The sequence below is a fragment of the Paenibacillus sp. P22 genome, from assembly GCF_000469945.2.
In the GTDB taxonomy this organism is placed as follows: domain Bacteria; phylum Bacillota; class Bacilli; order Paenibacillales; family Paenibacillaceae; genus Paenibacillus_O; species Paenibacillus_O humicus.
In genome coordinates this window covers 35610-55061 of the sequence record NZ_CBRA020000070.1, presented here as the reverse complement: position 1 = coordinate 55061, position 19452 = coordinate 35610, and the positions used below count along the sequence as shown (strand labels likewise).

The window sequence follows — 19452 nt, the reverse complement described above, 5'->3', positions numbered from 1 at the left end:
GTCGCGAACAGCTGCAGCAGCTTGTCCACGCCGGACGGAGGCGCCTTGTCCCCGGCAGAAGGCTTCTTGCCCGCGCTCCGCCGGCGGCCGGGCTCCTCGCCGCCGCCAAGGAGCCGCTCCTTGACAGCCACGAGCACTGCCGCCACATGCTTGCAGCCTTTGACGTAGGAGCCCAGCGGCGGACAAGAAGAGCAGGACGCCTCCAGCCTTCCGCCGGACGCAGCCCGCACGGATACGTGGCTTTGGAGCTTGTCCTGGACAAGGGCCTCGACCCGGCTGCCGTCCGCAGCCAAATCGGCCAGCAGCACCTTGCCGTTTTTATAGAGCGTCCGTCCCTTCCCGAAGGAAAGGCTGCCGCACAGATTCTGGATCATCGCTTCGGTCAGGATCGGTCCCGGCTGGTTCTTGTCCATCGGCGGCCTCCTTCATGATGTCTTCTAAGGTCAGCCTCCATCATACCATGCCTGCAGAGGACAGGAGAACGGCCCCAACCGCGTTCTCCGGGAAGCGGCTTCGCGGCCATTCAGCCAGTTGTTACCTTCCCCTTGTTGAACGAGCTTGCTAATATCAAAAAAAGGACCGCCCAAAAAGTAAATGCGGCGGGAAATTTTTGCGCTTGAGGCGGTGAATTCAAGCCGCTTGGTTTGTATTTTCAAGAACTTGGAAAGAAACCGTTTTCAAGGATAGAATTCCATCTTATACTGTGGTTGCCATCCCCTGATGGCAATAGAAATTCATCGACATCAAACGAAAAGAGGTGGCAGGCAGCCTGTTTTTGAAAACGATTTCAACACCAGGGCCAACCCGCGCAACGCAAGGCCAATCAAAGGAGGATGAAGAATGAAGAAAATGATCCTGTCGGTCGCAGCGGCGCTGACGCTGGGCGGATTGGCAGCGGGCGCAGCCTCGGCCGCCCCTGTCAGCGACGCCAACGCCACCCTGTTCGGACCCGACGTCTATGTGTTCGATCCGTCCATGCCGGCGGCGGACATTCAGTCCGTGGCGACGTCGATCTTCGGCTCGCTGGAGTCGGCCGAGTTCAGCAGCAGCCGCAAGGCGCTGCTGTTCAAGCCGGGCACATACAACGTCAACTTCAACGTCGGCTTCTACACCCATGTGGCCGGCCTCGGGCGCAATCCCGGCGATGTCACGATTACCGGCGGCGTCAACGTGAACGCCGACTGGGACAACGGCAACGCGACGCGCAACTTCTGGCGGGCGATCGAGAACATGACGCTCGCTCCATCCAGCGGCAAGACGCAGATCGCCGTATCGCAGGCCGCTCCGCTCCGCCGGCTCAACATCAAGGGCGAGCTCGACCTGTTCGACTTCGACTCCAACTGGAACGCCGGCTGGGCGAGCGGAGGCTTCCTCGCCGACTCCAAGGTCGACGGCAAGATCGTGCCGGCCTCGCAGCAGCAGTGGTTCTCCCGCAACAGCGAATGGGGCGAATGGACCAACGGCGTCTGGAACATGGTGTTCGTAGGCGACAAGAACGCTCCCGCTGCCAGCTTCCCGGACCCGCCTTATACGGTCGTTCCGACGACGCCGGTCATCCGCGAGAAGCCGTATCTGTATGTGGACGGCAGCGGCCAATACCAGGTATTCGTCCCCTCGCTGCAAAGCGGCACCCAGGGCGTCAGCTGGGCGGCCGGCTCTACGCCGGGCCAATCGATCCCGATCAGCCAGTTCTACGTCGCTCGTCCTGAAAGCGCTACCGCAGCCAGCTTGAACGTGGCTCTCTCCCAAGGCAAGCATCTGCTGTTCACTCCCGGCATCTATCATCTGAACGATACGATCCGCGTGGCAAACGCCAATACGGTCGTGCTCGGCATCGGCATCCCGACGCTCGTGCCGGACACGGGACTGCCCGCGATGACCGTCGCGGACGTGGACGGCGTGAAGATCGCGGGCCTGACGTTCGATGCCGGACCGGTCAACACGCCGGTGCTGCTCGACGTCGGTCCTGCCGGCAGCACGGCCCGGCACAAGACCAACCCGACCTCCCTGCATGACTTGACCTTCCGCACCGGCGGCGCGTCGAACGGACGCAGCGACGCCAGCCTGCGCATCAACAGCAGCGACGTCATCGGCGACCACTTCTGGCTCTGGCGCGCCGACCACGGCGCCGGCGCCGGATGGACGTCCAACGTCTCCAAAAACGGCCTCATCGTCAACGGCACCGACGTCACCCTGTACGGGCTGTTCAACGAGCATCACAACGAGTACCAGACCGTCTGGAACGGCAACGGCGGCAAGCTGTATTTCTACCAATCCGAAATTCCGTACGACGTGCCGAACCAGGCATCCTGGAAAAGCGGCGGAGGCGCCGTCAACGGCTACGCCTCCTACAAGGTCGCCGACAGCGTAACGAGCCATGAGGCTTGGGGGCTCGGCATCTACTCCTACTTCCGCGACGCGGCCGTCAAGCTGAACAGCGCCATCGAGGCGCCGAACGCGCCGGGCGTGAAGTTCCACAACATGACGACCATCTGGCTCTCCGGCACGGCCGGCAGCGAAATCTCCCATATCATCAACAACACCGGCGGCCGCGTGTACGCCAACACCCCGGCCGAGGCGATGCGCCAGACGCTGGCGGAGTGGGCAGGCAACGGCTCGGGAGGGACTCCGACGCCAGCTCCGACTCCAACTCCAACTCCTACGGTTACGCCGACTCCGACTCCAACACCGGCGCCAGGCGCGGCGCTGGACCGCACCGGCTGGACGGCGACCAGCAATCCGTCGAGCGGCGACGTCGCGGCCAACCTGCTGGACGGCAGCATGGCGACCCGCTGGAGCACCGGCGCTGCGATGGCCCCGGGCCAGTTCATCACCATCGACATGAAGGCGTCCAAAACCTTCTCCAAGCTGACGATGGACTCTACCGGCAGCGACGGCGACTATGCGCGGGGATATGAAATCTATGTCTCCGCCGACGGCGCAAGCTGGGGCAGCGCCGTCGCCACGGGCGCCGGCACAGGTCCGGTCGTGACCGCCTCGTTCGCCGCGAAAACCGCGCGCTACGTCAAGATCGTGCAGACCGGCACGGACAGCAGCTGGTGGTCGATCCGCGAGCTGAACGCATACTTGTCCTAAGCAGGGAAAAAGAAAAGGGCCGTTCCGGGCGAAGCTTCCGGAACGGCCTTTTTTCGCGTTGATCCGTCTCCTGCGGTTGCCGGGCCGACAAGAGGATTCGCCCCGCTTCAATTAGAGTCTTTTATGCCATGCCCTGAGCGATTTTGAGCGAGTCTGCCTGAACGTCCTACTTCGCCGTCCCTTTCGCCTGCTCCAGGAATCGGGCCGCATCATGGCTGTCGGTCGCGGTCCTCTCCAGCTGCCGGCTGGCGGCGTTGTAGCGGAAATGGTACACGTCGATCTTATCCTGCCCCGCGCCGTAGCCCTCGGCCAGGAGCAGCTCGCCGTCCTTCGTCTCCATGCCGCCGATCGGCAGTCTCGCCATCAGCGGTTTGGTCTGCTCCTCGCCGAAGACCAGCGGCACCGAGTAGGCCTTGCCGCCTTCCAGGACGTAAAAATACGTCAGCAGCGCATGGCAATCGGTATACTGAGGAGTGAACGCATACAGGTCAGCCGAGCCCAAGGATACGGCTGCCATACGGACAGGCTCGGTGTCCGGCTGAATGATTCCGTCGCCGTCAAAGCCGTCCTCGTAAAGCGCTACCAGCTGCTCGGTCCCAACCTTAGGCTGCCACACCGCCTCAAAGCTCCCTTTCCACTGATGATCGTTCTCCTGTCCGAGACAGCTCGGGGCTCCAAGCTTCTCCTCCGTCACCGGGCCGGTCGGCCGGATGACGAGCTTTCCTTCCGCGTTCTCCACATACGCTCTCGCAGCCGTGCCATCCTTGGATGGCACGGCTGCTTGCCCATCGGGCGAAGGGGACGGAAGAGCGCCGCCTCCGGTGCCGATAGCCGGGGAATTCGGATCGCCGTGCATGGCCGCCGAAGGTGCCGGGACGATTGTTGTCCCCCGTTCCGGCGGAGCTCCGCTGCAAGCAGTCAAAAGCAGGGCGCACACGGAGAGGGATACGATGAGTCCGCGAAGCTGCATTTAAATCTCCTCCTGGAAGCATTTACTGCCGTTAATGACGCCTCCTCCATCATCAAGGTTGCACAGCAGCCAGCTCCTCCGGATGAGCCGCAGACCTACCGGGCTGCGGCTTCGTCCCCGAGTCGGCATGCCAGTTCGATTCTCGCGAAGGCATCCCCGCCATGCTCCCGGTCGCCGCTCACCTTGACGGCTTCCTTGAAGCCGCAGCCGATCCAGAAGCGCAGAGCCCCCCAGTTCTTGAGATCGACCGCAGCCCTGACGGTATGATAGGACCGCTCGGCGGCAAGGCGGATGATTCCTTCCACGAGCTCGCTTCCGAGCCTTTGACCGCGCTGCGAAGGATCGACCGCGAACAAGCCGATGTACAAATCCCGTTCTCCCGGATACCCTCGGTAAAGCTCGATCAAGGCGGCAGGCTCAGCTGCGTTTCCATCCTCTTTCGGTTCTGCTGCGGTTCCATCCTCATTCGATTCTGCTGCGGTTCCGACCTCATTCGGATTCGCCGCCTGGGCTTCTTCCTTCAGCTCCGCCAGCTGAACATGCAGCCGATCCCGACAGCCGCCCGGCGGCAGCTCCGGATTGCCGTTCAGCACATCCCTTATATAAGAGGATTTCAAAGGCTGGCCCGTCCAGATCGGCAGCGGAGCGGATCTCTCGTACAGCTGCTGAGCAGCATTCCCTTCCTCATCCTGTAAATCGTGGACTTTGCAGCGTTCGGATGACCATACAGACGGCCATGGGTTTGTCATCGTCGCCACTCTCCTTTCCAAGTTCTCAAGAACAGTTGTCAGTTCAATGGATATCTAATTAGATAATAATCAAATTCGTTAAAGAACTCAAGCATAGAAAAAAGGACGGAGATTTCTCTCCGTCCCTGGAGGGCCCAGCCCTATGAAGCTATGGAATCAAGACGATCTTCCCGCTGTGCAGGCGGCTCTCCAGCAGGCGATGAGCATCCGCTCCGTCCGACAGAGCGAAGCTGCGGATATCCGCAAGCTTCAGGCTGCCTTCCCGAATCCGGCCGAACAGCTCGCCCGAGCGGCGGATCCTCTCCTCCTGCGTCGTGACATGATTCCATAAGTCGCCGCCGGTCAGTGTCTTGGAGGTGTCCATCAGCATCCGGGGATCGACGGGAGCAGGATCTCCGCCCGCCATTCCGTAGAAGACGACCGCACCCCGCGTCCTTACAGCGGCAAAGCTGTCCATCAGCGTCGAACCGACCGAATCGTAGGCTACGCTGACTCCGTCGCCGCTTCCGCTCCACTGACGCGCTTCGCTTGCCCAATTCGGCCCGTACAGCAGCACCTCGTCCGCACCGGCTTGAAGAGCGGCTTGCCGCTTGGCGGCGGACGAGGTCAGTCCGAGCACCCGCGCTCCCTTGGCGGCAGCAAGCTGAACGAGCAGCTGCCCGACGCCTCCCGCGGCGGCATGGACGAGCACCTCGTCCCCCGGAGCGACGCGGAAACTGTCGTTCACAAGATAATGGGCGGTCAAGCCCTGCAGCAGCACGGCGGCCGCCTGCTCGAAGTTGATTTCGTCCGGCAGCGGAATGGCGCGATCGGCAGGAACCCGCACCAGCTCCGCGTTGGCATGCGGAACGTCGGCGAATGCGACTCGATCCCCTTTTTTCCATGCCTGCGCTCCTGCTCCTGCCTCCACGACAACGCCGGCTCCTTCGTAGCCCAGAATATAAGGCGGCCGGCCAACCAGATGGTAGTTGCCCCGCCTCCGGTAAATATCAGCGAAGTTGAGCCCGATCGCCTCCACCCGCACGAGCACTTCATCGGCAGCCGGAATGGGATCCGGGAGTTCCTCGACATGAAGCACCTCCGGTCCGCCGAATTCATGGAATACAAGTGCTTTCACAAACATTCCCCTTTCATAGACGCTACTTACTGCAAACGACAACCGTCTTCAAATCCATTTTAAAAAGTTTTTCCGGGCTACCTTGATTCCATTGTCAGCGGCCCACCGCTCCAGCTCCCGGACTCCTTGCTCCTCTTCCTCTAGAAAGTGGAAGTAGAGAGACGGCGGCACGACGCGGCGTCCGCGTCTCAAAATGCCGGTATAAGCTCCAAACACTCCGCAGACTCGAATTTCACCGATTTCACTCGCCTCATAACGGCTGACGCCGATTTCCAATGCACCGGGCGACAGAGTCAGCTGCCTCGGCTGCTGCTTCAAGCGGCTGAGCCGGATTCCGACGAGCAACAGGAGGAAAATCAGAACGACGACGCCCATGCCTAAAATAAGCGGATCCAGATCCCGATGCCTGCTGAAGTTCGCCCCATTCACGAGCAGGACGACTGCAAGACCTATCGTTTCCGCCCACAGTACAGGCGTTTTTATTCGCAACGGATGGATCTGCCGGTTGGATTCCACCTATTCGCCTCCCATCTCATCAGACATCCCGCTTCCGTTCAAGTCCTCTTGCTATCGGACGGACTGGCTCCTTACTTCTTCCAAATAAGCCGTCACCCGAAGAGCTTCCGCCTCGTTGAAGGCAAAGCCCATCGACTCGGCCACCTCGGAGCTGACGCGGCGGAACAGCTCTCCCATGGCGAACAGAGCCTCCCACATGCCTTCGAGGCTGGCATCGGAACAAGTCGCCATCAGCTCGCTCCATGTCCGTCCGTCCACATACTGCCGCAAATACTTGCTGTTTTTGCCCGTACTCACTTTATAGCCGGTTGAAATACCTACTTGCCAGTCCAGCATCGTCAGCAGCATCGGCCGGACATAGAGATTCAAGTGGTCGTAAGCATACAAATGCTCCTGCCTCCACAGCCCCTTGGCGACATAGGTCGCCACCCACCAGAACTCGTTGCAGCAGCCGGCATGCTCCGATGCGGTCGGAGGCTTGATGCGGTAGTCCTCGTCGGTCGGAGGAGGCAGCTCCGGCAGCATGCCGTCCTTGTCGAGCAGCACGACCGTCAGCTTGTCCTCGAGAACATACTCATCCGACTGACTCCGCTCGATGAGCGTCAAGTCGATGCGGTTGCCATCCGCCAGCTGCATCAGATAAGCGTATCGTCCTTCGCGGTCCGAAGGGAACAGCTGGCCCTCGTCCGGCATCTGCATGATGAGGCGCTTTCCGAAAACGTCTGTCCAGGCATGGTTTTGCACAAAAGAATCCAGCTCCGTCACCAGATAGACGATGTCGTAATCCTGAAAGCGATCCTTCGGCACGTTCACATTGGTCCGCGAGCCGTTCATGACGACCGCTCGCACGCGCTCGTCCTGCCGGGCATAACCCAGAATCAAGTCCATCATCTGCTGTTCCGTTCTCATGTCTCCAGCCTCCTTGGTTGTCTCGGCTTTGAGGTTGTCCAGCACGGCTGAATCCAGGAGGCGGTCCCCTTGCCCAAGACGCGGACGGGCGAGTTCGGGACGGGCGAGAGCAGGACGGGCGATTGCGGGGCCGGCGAAAGCGGGGACGGCGATTGCGGGACGGGCGAATGCGGGACGGGCGTCAATGCTTCGCAAACGGGTTTTCATTTCCCCTTTTCCTCCCTTAGAATGATCCTCGTCTCCCTCATTGTATCCCATGCGATGACGCCTGGCCTCTGCCTAAGACTAGAAGCGATTGAATTCTCTCGCCTCCAGCGCTTCACGCAAGTTTTCCAGCTTGCGCTTGGCTTCCTTGACGCTGCCGCTCATCGAGATTCCAATTCCAATTCCGGAATCCCTCAGCTCCGCTCGCAATTCGGAGAAGGCCGATTGTTCTTCTTTAGATACCTCCGGCAGCTTGTACGGCTCTCTATTGGGATATCGGCTGAGAAGGATGTACAGGCTTTGCAGCATCCGCTCCTCCGACTTGGAGGGCAGCTCGGTCAGAACAAGAGTAGACAGGTTATCCATCACATTTCCCACCTGGATCGTGACGAGATCAGGCTTATCCCAGTTCCTCTCTTCCTGCTGGCCGATCAATCCCTCCAGCTGCACCAGACTGATCATCAAGTCGTTTCTATAGAGCTGCTGCTCCACTCTGCCCATCTGCCAGCATCCTCGGATCAGAAGGACGGCAAGCAGGACAGAGAACAAGATAGAGGCTCGAAAGGCCCATTTTCGTCTCGCCATCAGGCTCATTCTTCCTTCCGGGAACGGCATCGCCAACGATTGCAATCGACGTTATGGGTTCTTCTCCGGAAAGATTACAAAACCCTTTATTTGGGAAATGACATTCATGATCGCAAGGGCCTTCTCATCGAGTAGAAAGGAAGAAGCGGAAGCGCGCTGGACGGCCAGTTTCCCAACCTGCCCCTTGCTGCTTATGACGGCTATCGCTTCATCTAGGCTGCTGCAGGCGTTCCGGAAACAGTGAAGCCGAACTTAGCCTCCAAGCTCCGTTCTGTTTCCTTGAACAAATCTCGCGAACAATAGCCTGACCAGCGGCCCTACGACCAGCAGCTGCAGAGGAAGAGCAATAATGAAATTGTGTCCGACAAGGGAAAAATAGCTGCCGATCCATGATGCTCCATCCAATCCGCTGGTGAGGTACGTCGTCATCAAGCCGTAAAAAGACATGCAGAGAACCATGCCGGTCACCATGCACAAAGCCAGGGACAACATGACGAATATTTTCTTGGACTTGTCATAGGGCAAGGAAAAGGCGGCTTTCTTCGCAATCGGGCCCACGACAAGCAGCTCCAGCAAGGATGCGACGACATAAACCAGGAGCAGCTGAACGAGAGCTTCTTTCCACGTCATTGTTCCAAGCAGTTCATGCGTGTAGAGATTGTAGAACGTCATGAATACGACCATTCCAAAGCACATCATCAAACCGAAATAAATATCTTCCTTCTTCGTTGCGGGCATTTCCCATCATCCTTTCGTTTTACCCTTGCCAGTATAGAAAGGATGGCACCTCTCGCATAAGTGAACCTTTTGTGAACGTCAAAAAATCCGGGACAAACGTCAACGAGTCCGGGACCGCCGTATTTGGTTGTTGCTGCAGGCCGCTCTGACGGACTGCTCCTCTCTTTCAAGAAACGATTACTTTCTTCCCATGCCTTTACGGCTTGAAAGGAACGCCGAAAAACCGAAGCCATCCCCGCGGCGGCTTCGGCATCCCGATTTTACCTTTCTCCTTTAATGCTCCCCCAGCACGACTCCTATTCTTCCTCCGCCAACGGACAGCTTGTAGGTGCGGATTCGGGTGCGGTCGCTGAACAGCGACTTGCCGGTGCGGATATCGAACTCCCATCCATGCCAGGGACAGCGCAGAATCTCGCCTTCCCTCCCGTATTCATACTCGTACACGCCGGATGGACTCGTAGTCCCGGATACCCTTCCTGCGCACATCGGAGCCCCTTGATGCGGGCAATAGTTGTGCAGTGCGTAAAAATTCCCGCCGATACGGAAGATGCCGATCTCCCGTCCCTCCACCTGCACGACGGCAAATCCTCCTTCCGGCACCTCTTCCTCGGCCAGCACATCATGGACGGTCACGGAATTCCTCCTTTGCTGGAATACTTTCATCCGAACGGTCTTCAGACAAACATTTGACATGCCCTTTCAGGGCTGGCCGTCTTTGGAGCGTCATCCACCGCATAAAATTCCGCTCATCTCAAGGCATGCTGCTGGATACTGGATTCGTATCGGACATAGGATCCGCTATTCGGCGATTATACCCGGTTATGGCTTCGTATCGGACATAGGTTCCGCTATTACCCGATTTCGTATCGGCATCAAAATAGATTGTATGTCCGATGGCCCCCCGTTAGAGGCCAAATGGGATGAAATAACGGATCGTATGTCCGATCCGAGATGCATTCAGAAGCTTGACGAGATCACCCAGTCCTTACAATCCGTACAGCCGCTTGGCATTGCCATAGAAAATCTTGCGCCGCGCCTCCGTAGACAGCTTGCGCAAAATCATGTCCGGAGCGTCGAAATCCCAATGAGGATAGTCGCTGGAATAGAGCAGCATGTTCTCCGCATCGAACATGTCGAACAGCTCGGCCAGATGCTTCGGATTGTCCGGCTCCTCGATCGGCTGCGTAGTCAGAAAGCAGTGGTCGCGGACATATTCGCTCGGAAGCCGCCTCAGCCATGGGACGGTAGAGCGCAGCGCTTTGTAGTTCTTGTCGAGCCGCCACAGCAGCGGAGGCAGCCAGCCGACGCCGCCCTCGACGAGCACGAGCTTCAGCCGCGGATACTTCACGAACACGCCCTCGCAGACAAAGCTGACGAGATGGGCCATGAATGTCTGCGACAGATTCGTATGCCACTCGATATACCGCGAAGGATATCCGGCAGCTGTAGGCGCCGTCGAGCTGCCGCCGCCCTCCGCTCCGGGATGCACCGCCAGAGGCAGGCCGTTGCGCTCCGCCGCTTCATAGATCGGATGATAGCTCCGCTGACCGAGCGGGGAACGGGCGGCGCTGGAGATGATCACCTCCACGATGTCCCGGTGGCCTCCGACCCGGTCGATTTCCCGTGCAGCCAGCAGAGGATCGAGAGTGGATACCGCCATCGCTCCCTTGAAGGCCGGGTGCTTGCCGAGCCACTCCGCGATCAGGTAGTCGTTGTATGCCGAGCAGATCGCCGCCGCGTAGTCCGGATCATGCGTCGAGGAAATGTTGTAGACGACTCCGGTCAGGATGGCCGCCTCGACGTTGTAGGGCTCGATCAGCTGCCGGATCATCAGCTCCGGATCGGACCCGGCCTTGCTGCCGTCCGCTGGAATGGAATCCTTTTTCATGACCCCGATCGGCGAATAGTAGCCGGAGCCGGAGTAGCCGATTCCGCTGCCCGCCACGCGGGAACGCCATGGCTCAGCCAAATAGGGCAGCAGAGCCGAGTCCGCCTGCTCGTTATGGACATCCGCGTCGATGAGCGGGAGCTTATCTTTCACGTTCACCCTTTCACTCTCCTCTTCCGTCATGGCTGAATGTTTGGCTTGGCATTCAAGCCATGACGGTGGCATGTTGAATGTCACTTCCCGCCGTAAGTCCGGGTATAAGCCGTCTCGTACATGGCGAGCAGCTCGTCGGAGCCGAGCTTCCTGCACTGGGCGACGAACTGGTCGTAGCTCTCGTCGGTGATCGGCGTTTTGCCGGTCACGAATTCGGTCAGCTTCTGCTCCATGTATTTGCTCAGGCTGCTCAGCTTGGATTTCTCGAGCTCCAGCTCCTCCTCCGTCTTGACAGCCTGCTTGGGAGCCGGAACGATGAATTTCTCGTACCGCGCATTGATGTCCTTGGCCTTGTCGCTCAGCCCCCGCTCCCAAGCCGCCCTGGACTTGGCGTTGTCGAGCGTGATCATGTCGTACCAGACGCCCCAGTCCTTGCGCAGCGTCGTGAATGGAGACGCCCCGAAGTCCTTGTTGTACATGGGAACTCCGTTCTCCAGCGTGTAGGTTTTGCCCTCGATTCCGAGCGACAAATAGTTCGAGCCTTCCTCGCCGACGAGGTAGTCGAGGAACTTGACCGCACGCTCCTTGTCCTTCACCTTGGCCGAGATCGCGCGGCCGACGCCGCCGACGACCGGACGGGAGAACTGGTAGTTTTTCACGCCATCAGCGGCGAAGGAAGGAATCGCATCAAGCTCGTAGCCGGCCGTGCCCGCTTTGACGGCTTTGTCCGTCAGCGTCTCCAGGTCGGCTTTCCAGAAGTAGGTGACGAGCGACTTGCCCGTCAGAATCCGCTCCTCCCACTGAGCGTCCGTAAGCAGCGAATACTCCGGATCGAGCAGCTTCTCGCTGTAGAGCTTGTTCAGGAACAGGATCATGTCCTTGTAGCCCTTCTGATAAGGCGCAAACGCATACTTGCCGGTCTCGGGATCGAGGTTGTAGAAGCCGTGTATGCCCGTGAAAATCCGGCCGAACACCGTATACAAGCCCGTGTCCCCGACGATCGCGTTGGAGATGAGCGGATAGCTTTTCGGCTCCTTCTCCTTGAGGGCTTTGAGATAGCGATAGAATTCGTCCAGCGTTTCGGGAGCCTTCAGCTGGTATTTGTCCATGAGGTCCTTGCGGCTGTACCAGATGAAGTTGAAGCCCTTGCCCTCCGCGTCGCCCTCCAGCACCGGCACGGTGTAGATGCCGCCGTCGGCGCCCGTGGCCACCGCCTTGGCTTCGGGATACTTGTCGTAGAAAGCCTTGAGATTCGGCGCCTTGTCGAGATAATCCTTGAGGTTCAGGAACACCTTGTCCGGACCGTTGTCCCGGCCCTCCTGCGTGCTGACCTGGATGAAGTCGGTCACCGAGCCCGTCGCGATCATGATCTGCTTTTTCTCCTCAAGCCCCTCCTGGCTGACGACCTGGAACTCCGGCTTCACCCCGGTCTTGGCTTCGATTTCCTTGAAGATCTCCCAGTCCGGACGCACCTTGCCCTCGACCCGGTCATAAACGAGCCATGAATACGTGATCGGCTTGCCGTCCCCCTTGCCGCCGTCTCCGCTCTCTCCCCCGTTGCTGCAGCCGGCTGCGACCGCTCCTGCAAGCGCCAGCATCATCCATGACTTTGCCGCTCTCTTCTTTCGGATGTCCATGTTCATGAGCCTCCCTTTAAGGTTCCATATCCTTCCTCAGCCCTTCACGCCGCCGATCATGGCGCCTTGCACGAAATATTTCTGGATAAAGGGATACACGCACAAGATAGGCAGCGTCGCGATGACGATCATGGCGTACTTGAGCGTCTCCAGATGCGTCAGATCGCCCTCGCCCTGCACGGTTTCGCCTGCGATGAGGATATTGCGCAGCATGATCTGCAGCGGGTACAGGCTGCGGTCGTTCAGATAGATCAGCGCGTCGAAAAAAGAGTTCCACTGATTGACGGCGGTGAACAGCCCGATCGTCGCCATCACGGGCATGGACAGCGGCAGCACGACCCGCAGCAGCACCTGCAGCGGATTACAGCCGTCGATCGTCGCGGCGTCCTCCAGCTCCTCGGGCAGCGCCTCGAAGAAGGTGCGCATGATGAACAAATACCAGGTGCTGACGAGGGAAGGCAGCACGATCGCCCAGATCGAATCCAGCAGGCCCAGCTTCTGCACGACGAGGAAGGTCGGAATCATGCCTCCGCCGAACAGCAGCGTGAACGCGGCCATGAGCAGGATCGGCCTTCTTCCCGGCAGCCATTTCTTGGAGAGAGGGTAGGCCATCGCCGCCGTCACGAGCAGCGTCAGCGCGACCTGCACGGCCGTATAGCGGATCGTATTCCAATAGCTGATCCACACGTCTCGATTGCCGACCAGCTGATCGTACGCCGCCGTCGTGAGGCCCTTGGGCCAGAGCAGCACTGCGCCGCTTGCCACCAGCGCGTTGCTGGAGACCGATGCCGAGATGACGTATAGCATAGGGTAGACCATGACGGCCATCAACAGCAGCATGAACAGAATATTGGCGGCGTCGAACAGCCGGGAGCCGAAGCTTTCCTTGATTTTCATGGGGTGCAGCCTCCTTTCACCATAGGCTGGTGCCGGAATGCTTGCGCACGATCCGGTTGGCGGTCACGACAAGAATGAGTCCGATGACGGACTGGAACAGGCCGACCGCCGTCGCGAAGCTGAAGTCGGCGTCGAGGATGCCCCGCCGGTAAACGAAGGTGTTGATGACGTCCGAGGTTTCGTAATTCATGGAGTTGTAGAGGAGCAGAATCTTCTGGAAGCCGATCTCCATGAAGTGGCCGAGCGTCAGGACGAACAGCACGATCATGACCGGCACCATCCCGACAAGCGTAATGTGCCGGACCTGCTGGAACCGGCTCGCGCCATCCATCTTGGCCGCTTCATACAGCGTCGGATCGATGCCCGAGATGGCGGCCAGGTACAGAATCGTGCCCCAGCCGATCTTCTGCCAGATCTCGGAGCCGACATAGATCGTCCGGAACCAGCCCGGCTCGCCGAGGAACATGATCGGCTCCAGGCCGAACAGCCGCTCCAGCGCATGGTTGACGACCCCGGTCGACGGAGACAGGAAGGTGACGAGGATGCCGGCGATGACGACGGTCGACAGAAAATGCGGCATGTAGCTGATGCTCTGCACGAGCCGCTTGAACCAGGTGATGCGGATTTCATGGAACAGGATCGCCAGAAGGATCGGAGCGGGAAAATGGAAGAGCAAATCGTACACATTGAGCAGGACCGTGTTGCGGATCAGCTTCCAGGCATCCGGCGTTACATAGAAAAACTCGACGAAATGCTTGAATCCGACGAACTTGCTGCCGAGAATGCCTTTGCCGACGGAGTAGTCCTGGAAGGCGATGATGATGCCGTACATGGGGACGTATTTGAAAATGATGTAATACAGGATGCCGGGAAGCATCAGCAGGTAAAGCGCCCGGTGCTTCCTCAGAACCGGCAGCAGCCGGCGGCCGCTCGTCAACATGACCACCTCCTCGTGGATTCCGGAAGATGGCTCCACTATACGAAGTGGATCGCGGTGTCGTAAAGCATGCATCCTTGCGGCTTGTAGCCGTTTTCGCAGCGCCTGTCAGGACGGGAATCGGCAGCGTTGGCGGCGCAAAAAAGGACCCTTGGGGAAAAAACGGACCCTCAGGCGCCCGGGCGGGCGCCGGGGCGGGAGGAGCGGTATTGCGCGGGCGTGACGCCCTCGTATTTGCGGAACACGCGAATGAAGGAATGGCGTCCCCAATAACCGACCTTGCCCGCGATGTCGTCGATGCGCAGGTCGGTGGACAGCAGCAGCTCCTTCGCTTTCTTCAATCGGTACATCGCCAGATACTCCACATACTTCTCCCCGACCTCTTCCTTGAACAAGCGGCTGAAATGGCCGGCGGACATGTTCATCTGGCAGGCGAAATAATCGAGAGAGAGCTCCTCGTCGTAATGCTCGTGGATATAGTCCAGCACGGCGGCGAACTTCTTGGCCTTGCGATCCTCGCACGGTTTGGGGAAAAGCACTCCGTGGATAAGCGCGAAGCATTTGCGGAGCTCATCTCCGGTCATGCAGCGGCCCAGCTGCTCGTAGAGGCCCGCATGGACATGACCGGCATCGTCCCGTTCGGACGACGAGGCGCGGATCCAGGCGTTGAGCAGATCGGCGCAGAGCGACTTCATCCACACGGCCGGCATTCCCCGGAGTGCTCCTTCGCTGATCACAGAGTAGGCGGCTTCGAGCAGCCCGTCGTAGTTCTTGCTGCCGCACAGGTTCGTCACCCGGTTGAGCTCCTTGACGGGAAGGAAGGCCCGCGCGGCCACGGCCGATTGCTGGCTTCCGGGTTTCGGGACCGCGCAAATCTCCACATCCGTGCCGAGACTCCTCTGCTGCAGAGACTCGATTGCCTGCCTGCAGGAAGCCGGCAGCTCCTCGGCCGTCTCCGCATCGCTGCCGACGCCGATCGTCGCGGTGTAATACGCGGCATGATGCAGGAGCGCAGCCCGGATTCTGCCGGCGCATTCGGCCGGAGAAATTCCTCCGGGAGCGGATTCGGCGACGCATGCCAGCAACCCGGATGGAAGCTGGGCGAGCCGAATCGGGGGAGGCAGAAGCTCCATGATCCGTTCCTTCAGCTCCTTCATGAGAATATGGCGCGACTGCCCGGAGAGCGGCATCTCCGGATAGGCTCCATAATGAATCTCGATGCAGAACACGGTCATGGCCTTCCCCGAGTCTCTGCGTGGCAACAGGCCCAGTTCCTCGGCTTCTTCCGCCGGAGCTCTTCCTTCGCCAAGCAGCAGCCGAGCCAGAAGATGCTCGCGCAGCATCGGCAGCAAGCCGTCCACCCGCTTGGACAGCTGCCGGTTCTCCGAGACGATCAGCCGGGAGTAGTCCCGGATGGCATCGAGCTCGCTCCCTCTCGCCAGCCGCCAGCGGCTCGCCGGCTCCAAGGCTCGCTGCAGGCCGAAGCTTTCCCGGATTTCCCGGATCGGCCGGTAGCTCCTCCTGCTCAGATGGTAGGATGCCAGGCCGCCCACGACGAGGAAGAACAGCAGGAACGCCCAGCTGACGATCCGGATTGCGGTGACCGGCTTCATAAGCGCCGGCATGTCCACTACGCTCAGGTAGGCAAAGCCGTTGTCCAGCTTGGAAGGAACGAGGGCTATGCCTTTGTCCTCGGCCGTGCGGAAGGAGGAGCCGGGCATATCGGCAGAGACCGCGCCCGGCAGAGCCTCCGTGGCGGCGGGTTCTGATCGCGCCTGAGAGGCGGTTCCTGACAGAGCCTCCAAGGCAGCGGTTGCTGATAGCGCCTGCAAGGAGGAGACGGATTCTGACCTTGCCAGCGCCGAGAAGGAGCCCGGAAAGACAAGGGAGGACAGCCTGGCCGCCTCGCCGCGGTCCAGACCGCTTTGGCCGATGACCTCCCCTTCACGGTTCAGCAGCATCGTTCCCGCCGCCCAAGGCTCCGGGATGCGCAGCAGCTCGCCGAATGCCCGCTGATTGAGCTGGACGACCAGATAGGCTTCAGGCGAGTCGGTGTTGAAAGGATAGCTGATGACCGCGGACAGCTGCTCCGTGCCGGTTAGGACAAAGTCGAGCATCTTGCGTCCTTTTAGCCCCGCGGCCAGCTCGTGCCGCATCCCGTCGCTCAGCGGGTATCGCATGGTGAAATAATAGGACTTTCCGGTATAGGCATCGGGATCGATCACCATGTCTTCCTTGGTCATATACAGATAGACGCGGGAAGCGAGCGGATCGGCCTCCAGCTTGCCGAGCTGCTGCCTCAGGGAATGAATCATCTCGGAGCGCTCTCGGTCCTCCAAGGAACCGCCGGCGGTCCGGAGCAGTCCGGACAGTCCGGAGCCGGACAGCATGCCGAGCATGCTGGCGCGCAGCGATTGGAAAGAAGCGTCCGTTTGATCGGATACGCGGGACACCATGACATCGCTCAGCTTGCGGGCGTCGTTCTCGATCAGGCGTACCGCCAGCACCTGGGCAAGCGCGCAGGCCGCGATGGCCGGAACGAGGATGAGCGCGAAGTAGCTGGCGAAGTACCTTCGGAACAACGAGATGCGGAACGAATGCTTGCCGGGAGAGGATGCCATAGCCTATACCACCTTTTTGGAAGGGTAGGTACCGCCTGTAACAGGATTTGGACAAGGACAGCGGGCGGATCGATGACTGATGATTGATCAAGGACGGAGGAATTCGTATGGAGAGAACACGATGGGAAAATTTATTTCCATACTAACACAATTTACTAAAATTTTATTTTATTTCTTTCTTATTAGAACCGGGTTGACGGTCTCGGCAGCAATTGAACTCGCAGATCTTGCCGCTTCCCTCTTTCCTTTTCCCTCTCTCGCGATAAAGGTAGGGTGCATGAAAGCGCCTGGCAGCTTCCTGATGCTTGCCGTTGCAAGTCAAGCGGTTGCCGCTTTCCGTCGAGAACGGACTGCCCCCAACTTTGTTTGCTGCGCGACAGTTCTACGTTCTCACCGGAGCTGTTTTGGAACGTGGCACTCTAGCTAATTTATCGATAAAAAGTATGGATATATCGCTCTATTTACCGGAAATCGGACAACGTTCCGTTATTTATTCTCAAAAGTTCCTTTTGCCATGTATCGGACCTACGATCCGTTATTTCGTATTTTTTATCATGAATGCAATAGGAATTGATAGAATAAGAGATCCTATGTCCGTTTCGCATCCCAAAAACGGTTTTTCCTCCAAATAGCGAATCCTATGTCCGATAACTCCTGGCCTGTATCATCCCTATACCAAAAAACCACCTCGAATGGAGGCGGTCATGGCATGAGGCATGATGGACGGTTTCGGCGCTGCGGATCGTTATTTTGAATTGACGAACCCCATCATCCCAGGGAACGCCAGGCAAATAAGTCCGATAACGAAGCCTGTCAGGCTCACAAAGGATACCGATGCCAAGTCAGCCCACACGGAACGCAGCGGAACCAGCCATGCATAGGCTAATGCCAGGTATCCGATGAAAGCGGCCAAGACAAGCGCCAGCGGAGAGCAGCCCATGGCAAACAGCAGAATCGTTCCGGCAAGGACAATCACGTGGAAAGCGAACGACAACCAAATATTGCGCCTCATAGTTCCCCCTCCGCTTCAATAGTTTCCTAATTAAAGGAAGCGGTTCCAATTTATCATGAAACCTGGGTTCCACCCAAGAACTCTTTCGGAAAAAGCTGCTTCCATCTGTAACTTTTTCCTGACAGTCCCCGTCAGAGGAGGATGAAAAGGGCGGCCTGCCGCCGCCGAACCATGACATGACAGGAGAGATGCACCTATGAAAAAACATCCTAAAGGCAAGAAAGCCCTGCTGTCCGCAGCCATTCTGTCCCTTACCGCCGCTTCGGTCATTCCCATGGCCTCTGCCGCAGCTGCCTCCGAACCTGCCACGGCGGTTCCGATCAACGCTCCGATCAGTTCCCCGCAGCCTGAAGAACAGCAGCCCGTCGCTGCCTTCGCGCCCGTGACCGGCAAGGTCAAGGAAATCGCCGACTTCGGCAAGACGGGGGACAAGCTGGTCACGGTCGTGAGCGAAGGAGACTCCATCACCAACTTCGTCGTCAGCAAGAACACCTACTCGTCCGGAACCGATCTGGTGAAGAGCGGCGCCGAACTGACCGTTTTCTACGATACCCGCAAGCCGGCCATCATGATCTATCCGCCGCAGTTCCCGGCCGAGGTCATCGTTCCCGCAGCCGATGGCGCTTCCTCCTGGAAGGTGGATCAGTTCACCACGAGCAAGGAAGGCGCTGAAGGCCTGCTCAGTCTGGACAAGATGCTCCTGATCCGTCCGTCCGACCAGACGAAAATCATCCTTGAAGACGGAACGCCGTTCACCGGCGAGCTGTCCGGCCGCTCCCTCGCGGTCAAATACGGCATCAGCACGAAGAGCATCCCTGCCCAGGCTGCGCCGGAAGAGATCGTCGTCCTCTTTGAGGAAGCCGTGCCTCCGATCGGTCAAGCGCCCGGAGACGGCGCAGAGCCGGTAGCTCCTATCGACGTGACCGACAAAACCATCGTAGTTGAAGGCAAGATCCTGAAGGGATCTGCCGCCTACACGGACGCCAAAGGCACGGTAATGGTTCCGCTGCGTCCGATCGCCGAAGCGCTCAAGTACAAGCTTACCTGGGACGCCAAAACCAAATCGACCCTAATCGGTCCGGGAAGCAGCCTCCAGATCGGCAAAGATTATTACGTCTACAACCGCACCGCTCCGATTGAGCTCGGAACGGCTCCGGCTCTCGTGAAGGGAAGCACGTACGTGCCGCTGTCCTACTTCACGGAAGTCCTCCGCATGAGCAACGCTTATGTATTTGAGGACACGATTGTCATCGACAACGGCGAAAAGATGCAATAACACAAGCTCAATAAAACTTATCCGCTTTTGTTCATTCCGGTTTAAAGGATGTCGTGGCACACACTTTGGCGGAGCAATCGAATGCAGGTAAGACTTTAAGAGGGATGCCCCAGTCAGGTAAAGAGTGGCTGGAGGCACCCCTCTTTT

17 protein-coding genes are annotated in these 19452 nt (G+C 58.9%); 2 read left to right on the top strand and 15 right to left on the bottom strand.

All coding sequences use genetic code 11. From position 1 onward, the window contains the following. The coding region (locus tag BN871_RS11515) for an SWIM zinc finger domain-containing protein (protein WP_048746071.1) at positions 1–413 on the bottom strand (413 nt) is incomplete at its 3' end. A 427-nt stretch (positions 414–840) separates the two neighbouring features. On the opposite strand from BN871_RS11515, the gene BN871_RS11510 reads away from it, so the two are divergent. Next, the gene (locus BN871_RS11510) at positions 841–3096 is read left to right on the top strand and encodes a discoidin domain-containing protein (RefSeq protein WP_053086971.1); all 2256 of its coding nucleotides are present in this window, start codon (positions 841–843) and stop codon (positions 3094–3096) included. 166 nt (positions 3097–3262) lie between these two features. Here BN871_RS11510 and BN871_RS11505 read toward each other — a convergent pair whose 3' ends face one another. The 14 genes from BN871_RS11505 to BN871_RS11440 all read right to left on the bottom strand — a co-directional run bounded on the left by BN871_RS11505 (position 3263) and on the right by BN871_RS11440 (position 18029). Beyond that, entirely contained in the window at positions 3263–4066 is an 804-nt protein-coding gene (locus tag BN871_RS11505) for a hypothetical protein (protein ID WP_048746070.1), read from the bottom strand. A gap of 95 nt (positions 4067–4161) precedes the next feature. Continuing rightward, complete coding sequence (locus BN871_RS11500; RefSeq protein ID WP_048746068.1) at positions 4162–4815, bottom strand: GNAT family N-acetyltransferase; 654 nt, start codon at positions 4813–4815, stop codon at positions 4162–4164. Between the two features lie 148 nt (positions 4816–4963). Then, positions 4964–5938: a quinone oxidoreductase gene (locus BN871_RS11495; protein ID WP_198158038.1), complete on the bottom strand. Its 975-nt coding sequence runs from the start codon at positions 5936–5938 to the stop codon at positions 4964–4966. A 42-nt stretch (positions 5939–5980) separates the two neighbouring features. Continuing rightward, on the bottom strand, positions 5981–6448 hold the full coding sequence (locus BN871_RS11490; protein WP_021881961.1) for a hypothetical protein: 468 nt from the start codon (positions 6446–6448) through the stop codon (positions 5981–5983). 51 nt (positions 6449–6499) lie between these two features. Then, positions 6500–7564 (bottom strand): aminoglycoside 6-adenylyltransferase, encoded by a 1065-nt coding sequence (locus BN871_RS11485; protein ID WP_332310213.1) that lies wholly within the window; start codon positions 7562–7564, stop codon positions 6500–6502. A gap of 78 nt (positions 7565–7642) precedes the next feature. After that, a complete protein-coding gene (locus tag BN871_RS11480) occupies positions 7643–8062 on the bottom strand; it encodes a hypothetical protein (protein WP_048746066.1) in 420 nt (139 codons plus the stop codon). Positions 8063–8398: 336 nt separating this feature from the next. Continuing rightward, a complete protein-coding gene (locus tag BN871_RS11475) occupies positions 8399–8884 on the bottom strand; it encodes a hypothetical protein (RefSeq protein WP_048746065.1) in 486 nt (161 codons plus the stop codon). 273 nt (positions 8885–9157) lie between these two features. After that, a complete protein-coding gene (locus BN871_RS11470) occupies positions 9158–9517 on the bottom strand; it encodes a Rieske (2Fe-2S) protein (protein WP_048746063.1) in 360 nt (119 codons plus the stop codon). Between the two features lie 352 nt (positions 9518–9869). Continuing rightward, positions 9870–10931, bottom strand: coding sequence for an amidohydrolase family protein (locus BN871_RS11465; protein ID WP_127510247.1), 1062 nt, complete (start codon positions 10929–10931; stop codon positions 9870–9872). 74 nt (positions 10932–11005) lie between these two features. After that, the gene (locus tag BN871_RS11460) at positions 11006–12562 is read right to left on the bottom strand and encodes an extracellular solute-binding protein (protein ID WP_232312979.1); all 1557 of its coding nucleotides are present in this window, start codon (positions 12560–12562) and stop codon (positions 11006–11008) included. Between the two features lie 36 nt (positions 12563–12598). Beyond that, positions 12599–13459, bottom strand: a complete 861-nt coding sequence (locus BN871_RS11455) for a carbohydrate ABC transporter permease (RefSeq protein WP_048746062.1) — start codon at positions 13457–13459, stop codon at positions 12599–12601. Positions 13460–13475: 16 nt separating this feature from the next. After that, complete coding sequence (locus tag BN871_RS11450) at positions 13476–14399, bottom strand: sugar ABC transporter permease (protein ID WP_048746060.1); 924 nt, start codon at positions 14397–14399, stop codon at positions 13476–13478. Positions 14400–14566: 167 nt separating this feature from the next. Next, on the bottom strand, positions 14567–17017 hold the full coding sequence (locus BN871_RS11445; protein ID WP_021880514.1) for a helix-turn-helix domain-containing protein: 2451 nt from the start codon (positions 17015–17017) through the stop codon (positions 14567–14569). A 745-nt stretch (positions 17018–17762) separates the two neighbouring features. Beyond that, positions 17763–18029 (bottom strand): hypothetical protein, encoded by a 267-nt coding sequence (locus BN871_RS11440; RefSeq protein ID WP_048746058.1) that lies wholly within the window; start codon positions 18027–18029, stop codon positions 17763–17765. A 196-nt stretch (positions 18030–18225) separates the two neighbouring features. On the opposite strand from BN871_RS11440, the gene BN871_RS11435 reads away from it, so the two are divergent. Next, positions 18226–19305: a copper amine oxidase N-terminal domain-containing protein gene (locus BN871_RS11435; RefSeq protein ID WP_021880515.1), complete on the top strand. Its 1080-nt coding sequence runs from the start codon at positions 18226–18228 to the stop codon at positions 19303–19305. The last annotated feature ends 147 nt before the right edge of the window (positions 19306–19452 follow it).

Bases quoted from the DNA above. Each gene is read 5' to 3' on its own strand.
- BN871_RS11510 (WP_053086971.1), top strand. From the start codon at position 841: ATGAAGAAAATGATCCTGTCGGTCGCAGCGGCGCTGACGCTGGGCGGA.
- BN871_RS11505 (WP_048746070.1), bottom strand. From the start codon at position 4,066: ATGCAGCTTCGCGGACTCATCGTATCCCTCTCCGTGTGCGCCCTGCTT.
- BN871_RS11500 (WP_048746068.1), bottom strand. From the start codon at position 4,815: ATGACAAACCCATGGCCGTCTGTATGGTCATCCGAACGCTGCAAAGTC.
- BN871_RS11495 (WP_198158038.1), bottom strand. From the start codon at position 5,938: ATGTTTGTGAAAGCACTTGTATTCCATGAATTCGGCGGACCGGAGGTG.
- BN871_RS11485 (WP_332310213.1), bottom strand. From the start codon at position 7,564: ATGAAAACCCGTTTGCGAAGCATTGACGCCCGTCCCGCATTCGCCCGT.
- BN871_RS11480 (WP_048746066.1), bottom strand. From the start codon at position 8,062: ATGGGCAGAGTGGAGCAGCAGCTCTATAGAAACGACTTGATGATCAGT.
- BN871_RS11475 (WP_048746065.1), bottom strand. From the start codon at position 8,884: ATGCCCGCAACGAAGAAGGAAGATATTTATTTCGGTTTGATGATGTGC.
- BN871_RS11460 (WP_232312979.1), bottom strand. From the start codon at position 12,562: ATGGACATCCGAAAGAAGAGAGCGGCAAAGTCATGGATGATGCTGGCG.
- BN871_RS11455 (WP_048746062.1), bottom strand. From the start codon at position 13,459: ATGAAAATCAAGGAAAGCTTCGGCTCCCGGCTGTTCGACGCCGCCAAT.
- BN871_RS11450 (WP_048746060.1), bottom strand. From the start codon at position 14,399: ATGTTGACGAGCGGCCGCCGGCTGCTGCCGGTTCTGAGGAAGCACCGG.
- BN871_RS11445 (WP_021880514.1), bottom strand. From the start codon at position 17,017: ATGGCATCCTCTCCCGGCAAGCATTCGTTCCGCATCTCGTTGTTCCGA.
- BN871_RS11440 (WP_048746058.1), bottom strand. From the start codon at position 18,029: ATGAGGCGCAATATTTGGTTGTCGTTCGCTTTCCACGTGATTGTCCTT.
- BN871_RS11435 (WP_021880515.1), top strand. From the start codon at position 18,226: ATGAAAAAACATCCTAAAGGCAAGAAAGCCCTGCTGTCCGCAGCCATT.